The following is a 5,714-nucleotide window of genomic DNA, read 5'->3' as shown; positions in this document are numbered from 1 at the left end:
GCAAGGGGCGCAGCCCCTGCTTTTCAGGGGCGCGGGGAACTGCGCGAGCAGCCCCCGCTCACCCGCACCAGCCAACCGACCGAATCCCCCGAACCCTCCCGCCGATCACCGCATGGCAGCATGGGGCGCCCCCGACGACGTACGGGCCCGAGGGCTCGTGTGGGGCGCGACCAGTACGTATGACGACACGGAGGACCCATGTCCGCGGCACCGAACCCCCCGGCCACGCCGGAGCCCAAGCCGGAGATTCTCGGCGCGTTCGAGTCGGCCAAGGGGTTCATGCCGGTGGGCGAGGGGCTGGCGCTGTACGCGGCGGCGGTGGAGGCGGGGCGGCTCGGGCTGCCGTTGCTGGAAGTGGGGACGTACTGCGGTCGGTCGACGATCCTGTTGGCCGACGCTGCCCGTGCGGCGGGGGTCACGGCGATCACGGTCGACCATCACCGGGGCAGCGAGGAGCAGCAGCCGGGCTGGGAGTACCACGACGACACCACCGTCGACCCCGAGGTGGGCCGCATGGACACACTCCCCACCTTCCGCCGCACCCTCCACAAGGCGGGCCTGGAGGACCACGTCGTCGCGGTCGTCGGCCGCTCCCCGCAGGTCGCCGCGTTCTGGGGGACCCCGCTCGGCCTCGTCTTCGTCGACGGCGGCCACACCGACGAGCACGCCACCGCCGACTACGAGGGCTGGGCCCCGCACGTCGCCCCGGACGGCCTCCTCGTCATCCACGACGTATTCCCCGACCCCGAGGACGAGTTCACCGGGCAGGCCCCGTACCGCGTCTACCTCCGCGCCCTCGCCTCCGGCGCCTTCACGGAGGTGTCGGCGACGGACTCCCTGCGGGTGCTGCGGCGGACGGGCGGCACAGGCATCTGACCCGCGCCGACCCGCCGTCCGAGCTAGGCCACCTCTATGCCGTGGTCCTGGACCAATGCCCGCCGGGCCGAAGATCCTCCAGGCCACCCCGGTACCCCTTGCAGGCGACGGCTGAGCCCCACTCGCCGCTTGCGCGGCGGCGGAAGGAGAGCCGAGGTCAGGGCCGTTTCGCCGGTGCAGCCGTCGGAGACGTCCAGGCGTCCCTGTTCGGCTCGGGAGGGGTCTGGAGCTGCTGCACTGGAGTGTGTTCAAGAGCGTTCTGGTGAGCGGGAGTGAGTGTGGGTGGTCAGTTTCGTTTCGTGCACCTCGGCGGCCGTGGGGTCGGTTCTCGCGGGCGAGGCGTAGAGGACGGCGGAGAAGTAGTCGACGGCGGCTTCCGGGTCGCCGTCGCGCAGTGCGGTCGCCATCTGCCCGAGCCAGGCGTTGTGCCGCCGGATCTCCGCCCGGTGTCCTTCCGTCCACTGCTCGTACTGCCGCTGGTACCGGTTCAGTTGACGCTGTCGTTGTGCCTCGGCGGCCTGGGCCGCGTGCCAGTCGTGCTCGAAGCGGGCGCGCGCCTCGGTCTGTGCCTGCGCGCGACGCTGCGCGGTCCAACCGCCCTGCGCCTGATAGTGGTCGGGGTCCGGCATGGGCACCGGCCGGGCGAGCGGACCCGGCGAGAACGGCTCCAGCCGTCCGGGGCGGGTGAGGGACGCGGCCCTGAACGCCGGGGCCCGGCAGCCCGCACCCAACAGCCCTTCCAGGGCCTGGACTTGCGCGTCCAGTTCCTCCGTACGCCGCCGCGCCTCCGCCTCACGCTGCTGCCGGTACACCGCCTGCTGCTCCCGCTGGCTGCGCGCCACCTCCCGCTATTACGCGCGCTGTTGCCGCTCGTACTCGCGCTGCTGCCGGGCCCGCTCCTCCGACTGACGCTGCTTGCCGACGTTGTGCCTCGGCCCGGATCCTGGCCAACCCGTTGGAGCGACGACTCATGCGCGACAGGCCCTCCCACCGGAGCGCCACCGACCGCGCGACGAAGCCCCGCCCCCACAATCAGACGTGACCGCACGACTTCATCCCGCGACGGCGCTCACGCCTACCGCTGGTCAGAGCCCTGTCCGACGGTCACGCGTCGCCGGGCGGCGCCCGGCCCGCCCGGCCCACGTACCGGACGGCAGGTGGACGGCGGCCGCCACGACGACGATCACGGCGGCGACGGCAGGTCGGTGGGCCCGCGGGGTGAGGGGGCGGGCCGGAGGAGCCTCCCGGGGCGCCACGCGGAGCGGGGGCGGCCTGTCCGCCCGGGGCCCGACCCGTAAGGTGGCAGGCGTGTCGTACGTAGGTCCGGACTTCGATCCGCCCCAGCCCCGCCGTTCCCACCTTCGCCGTCCGCTGACCGTGGCGGTGGCCGCGGTCGCGGTGGGGGCGGTGGCCGGGTGGGGGGTCTGGCAGGCCGTCGGGGACTCCGGGGGCGGGGACGGCGGCTCGGACAGCGCGGCGGTCCCGCAGACCCGGTCGGCGACCACTCCCCCGGCGACCGGAGAGCCGACCGCCTCCGGCGACGCCGACAACGGTGACGACGGCGACGGCGGCGACGGCGACGGCGACGGCGACGGCGACGACGGCAAGAAGGCGAGCCCCTCCGGTTCCTCCTCCGCGCCCGCCGCCACCGGCCCCCTCAAGGGCAAGGTCGTCGTGATCGACCCCGGTCACAACCCCGGCAACTTCCAGCACACCACCGAGATCAACCGCAGGGTGAACATCGGGACGAACGCGAAGGAGTGCGACACAACGGGGACGACCACCAACGACGGTTATCCGGAAGCCGAGTTCACGCTGGATGTCTCACGGCGACTGCGGACACTCCTCGAACAGAAGGGCGCCACGGTGAAGTTCACGCAGGACGACGACCGTGACTGGGGCCCCTGCATCGACGAGCGCGCACGGATCGGCAACGAGGCGAACGCGGACGCGGTGGTGTCGATCCACGCGGACGGCTCCGGCGTCGGCAACCGCGGCTTCCACGTCATCCTGCCGGGTTCGGTGAACGAGGGCGCCGCAGACACCCGGCCCATCGTCACCCCCTCCCGCGACCTCGGCGAGCGCATCGCCGGCCACTTCGTCCGCGCCACCGGCAGCGCCCCCTCCAACTACGTCGGCGACGGCACCGGCATCGTCACCCGCACCGACCTCGGCGGCCTCAACCTGTCCACCGTCCCCAAGGTGTTCATCGAGTGCGGCAACATGCGTGACACCAAGGACGCGGCCCAGCTCACCAGCGGAACCTGGCGCCAGAAAGCGGCCCAGGGAATTTCGGACGGCATCACGAGCTTCCTCAAAAATTGAACAACTCTCCCTTTTGAGGAAACACATGGACCTTGGGCCGCCAACCCGAAGCACCACGGTATGACGCGGGGCGGTCTCAATCTGTCAACAGTTCCCGCCGAGTTCATCGTGTGCGCCGGGATGCGCGATATCCATGACGCGGCACCGTTGACCAGCGGTGCCTGGCGGCAGAAAGCGGCGCGGGGTAACTCTGAGGGAATCGTGAGTTTCCTGCGAGGGTAGCGGGCGGGTCGTGATCATCGAGATGATCCCGGCGGACACCCACGTCGGTCGGACGATATGGTCGTCCCTACGATGAGGGGGCCACCCCCGCGCTTCCCACCACGGCCTGACGGCGACATGGTGACGGCGACGCCTCCACCGATGACGAGACGACTGACGAAGGACCTGAAGTGAATATCCGCTCCCTCACCAGAGGCGACGGCGTCGTGATCGGAGCAGCGGTATTGCTGTTCATCGCGTCGTTCCTCGACAACTACTCCATCGACGGGGTCCCCGACAGCATCGAGCTCCCGATCCTCTGGGAGAGCGGGCCGGTGCTGCTCAGCGTCGTCCTGGCGGGGCTGATCGGCGCCGCCTTCATCGTCATCGCCAGGGGTCTGCCGCAGGCGCCCAAGATCGCCGGTATCGACCTCGGTCACTTCGGCATCGCCTTCACGGTCTTCGCGGCGTGGAGCGCGCTGGGCAACGTCTTCGATCCGGCCGGCGGCGGCGACAACTTCGGCGACTCGAGCGGCAGCAGCACCGACGCCGGCATGGGCCTCATCCTCGCCCTCATCGCCACCCTCGTCATGGCCGGCGCCGCCATCGCCACCCCCCTCGTCCCCGCCCTCAAGGCCGCCCTGGTCGGCGCCCCGCGTCCGGCGGTGGCTCCGCAGCCGTACGGCGCGCAGCCGCCCGGTGGTTACGGCTACCCGGGTGCCGGGGCACCGTCGCCCTTCGGTGCGGGTCAGCCGCAGCCGGGGCCCGGTCAGCCGGGGCAGCCGGGGCCGGGGGCACCGTTCGGTGGTGGTGGCGCTCCGCAGCAGCAGCAGGCGGCGGCGCCGCAGCCGCCGGCCGGTGACTTCTCGCCGTTCTGGTTCGCGGTGCCGGTGGCCCGTCCGCTGTTCGCCGAGGACGGTTCCCAGTCGACGATCGCCGAACTGGCGCCGGGCACCTGGTACCTGGCGGTCGAGCAGCGCGGCGCCAACCTGGTGGCCCAGACACAGGACGGCCGTCGCGGCGTCCTGCAGGACACCAACGGCATCCAGCGCGGCTGATCACCCCACCGCACAGAGCCGTACGCAACCGTACAGAGCCGTACGACCGGCCCCTCGCTCTTCCGAGCGGGGGGCCGTTGTCGTACAGTCGCCTCCCGCCCGAATAGCTGACGCACCGTCAGGAGGCAGGCGTATGCGGCTCGGTCTGGCACTCGGCTACTGGGGGCGCGGACCCTCGGCGGACCACGTCCCGCTCGCCCAGGAGGCGGAGCGGCTCGGGTACGACTCGGTGTGGACCGCCGAGTCCTGGGGCTCGGACGCCTTCACCCCGCTCACCTGGATCGCGGCGCAGACGTCAAGGATCAAGCTGGGTACGGCGGTTGCCCAGATGGCCGCCCGGTCCCCCACCACCACCGCGATGCACGCCCTGACCCTGGACCACCTCTCCGGCGGACGCGTCCTTCTCGGGCTCGGGCTCTCCGGGCCGCAGGTCGTCGAGGGCTGGTACGGGCGCCCGTTCCCGAGGTCCCCGCTGACCGCGACCAGGGAGTACGTCGACGTCGTACGCCAAGTCCTCAGGCGGGAGGCTCCCGTTGAGCTGGCCGGGCGCTTCCACCCCCTCCCGTACGACGGCCCGGACGGCACCGGCACCGGCACCGGCATGGGCAAGGCGCTGAAGCCCATCACTCACCCCCTCCGCGCCGATCTCCCGATCCTCCTCGGCGCCGAGGGACCGAAGAACATCGCGCAGACGACCCGGATCGCGGACGGCTGGCTGCCGTTGTACTGGTCGCCGACGCGGACCGATGTCTACGAGGCGTCGCTGACCGAGGTGCCCGACGACTTCCTCATCGCGCCCATGGCCCGGGCGAAGGTCTGCGACGACGTCGCCGAAGGGCTGTTGCCCGTGAAGGCCATGCTCGGCTTCTACATCGGCGGGATGGGGCACGCCAAGCGCAACTTCCACGCCGATCTCATGGCCCGCATGGGGTACGAGGAGGAGGCCCGGCACATCCAGCGGCTCTTCCTCGACGGGCGGCGCGAGGAGGCCGTACTCGCCGTGCCGGACGCCTTCGCCGACGAGATCTCGCTGGTCGGGCCGCGCGAACGGATCGCGGAGCGGCTGGAGTTGTGGCGGAAGGGGCCGGTGACGGACCTGCTGGTGCTCGCCCCGGACCCCCACACGCTGCGCGTGCTGGCGGAGCTCAACTCCTAGGGCGTGTTTCGGAAGTCCCTTCGTCGCCCGAAGGGCGGCTCTGCGGCGTCCGGTGCGTGCTCTCGGCGTGCCGGACGAAAGGCCTCGTACTGGGCGTA

At 71.7% G+C, this 5,714-nt stretch carries 4 protein-coding genes and 2 pseudogenes; 5 read left to right on the top strand and 1 reads right to left on the bottom strand.

Annotated elements, in window-relative coordinates; translation table 11 throughout:
• The first annotated feature begins 198 nt into the window (after positions 1–198).
• Positions 199–876, top strand: coding sequence for a class I SAM-dependent methyltransferase (locus ACFU53_RS46080; protein ID WP_384006159.1), 678 nt, complete (start codon positions 199–201; stop codon positions 874–876).
• Positions 877–1,196: 320 nt separating this feature from the next.
• Here the strand turns inward: ACFU53_RS46080 and ACFU53_RS46075 are convergent.
• Positions 1,197–1,848: pseudogene (locus ACFU53_RS46075) on the bottom strand (restriction endonuclease); the annotation flags it as partial.
• Positions 1,849–2,184: 336 nt separating this feature from the next.
• On the opposite strand from ACFU53_RS46075, the gene ACFU53_RS46070 reads away from it, so the two are divergent.
• The 4 genes and pseudogenes from ACFU53_RS46070 to ACFU53_RS46055 all read left to right on the top strand — a co-directional run bounded on the left by ACFU53_RS46070 (position 2,185) and on the right by ACFU53_RS46055 (position 5,616).
• Positions 2,185–3,201, top strand: a complete 1,017-nt coding sequence (locus ACFU53_RS46070) for an N-acetylmuramoyl-L-alanine amidase (protein ID WP_384006157.1) — start codon at positions 2,185–2,187, stop codon at positions 3,199–3,201.
• 69 nt (positions 3,202–3,270) lie between these two features.
• A pseudogene (locus tag ACFU53_RS46065) lies at positions 3,271–3,423 on the top strand (N-acetylmuramoyl-L-alanine amidase); the annotation flags it as partial.
• A gap of 170 nt (positions 3,424–3,593) precedes the next feature.
• Positions 3,594–4,460, top strand: coding sequence for a hypothetical protein (locus ACFU53_RS46060; RefSeq protein ID WP_384006155.1), 867 nt, complete (start codon positions 3,594–3,596; stop codon positions 4,458–4,460).
• 133 nt (positions 4,461–4,593) lie between these two features.
• Positions 4,594–5,616 (top strand): LLM class F420-dependent oxidoreductase, encoded by a 1,023-nt coding sequence (locus ACFU53_RS46055; protein ID WP_384006153.1) that lies wholly within the window; start codon positions 4,594–4,596, stop codon positions 5,614–5,616.
• Positions 5,617–5,714: the final 98 nt, after the last annotated feature.

The organism is Streptomyces sp. NPDC057474 (assembly GCF_042802555.1).
GTDB lineage: Bacteria > Actinomycetota > Actinomycetes > Streptomycetales > Streptomycetaceae > Streptomyces.
The sequence above is the reverse complement of the archived record's forward strand: the minus strand, read 5'-3'. Positions and strand labels throughout refer to the sequence as shown.

Coding starts and splice junctions, on each gene's coding strand:
- ACFU53_RS46055 (WP_384006153.1), top strand. CDS start 4,594: ATGCGGCTCGGTCTGGCACTCGGCTACTGGGGGCGCGGACCCTCGGCG.
- ACFU53_RS46080 (WP_384006159.1), top strand. CDS start 199: ATGTCCGCGGCACCGAACCCCCCGGCCACGCCGGAGCCCAAGCCGGAG.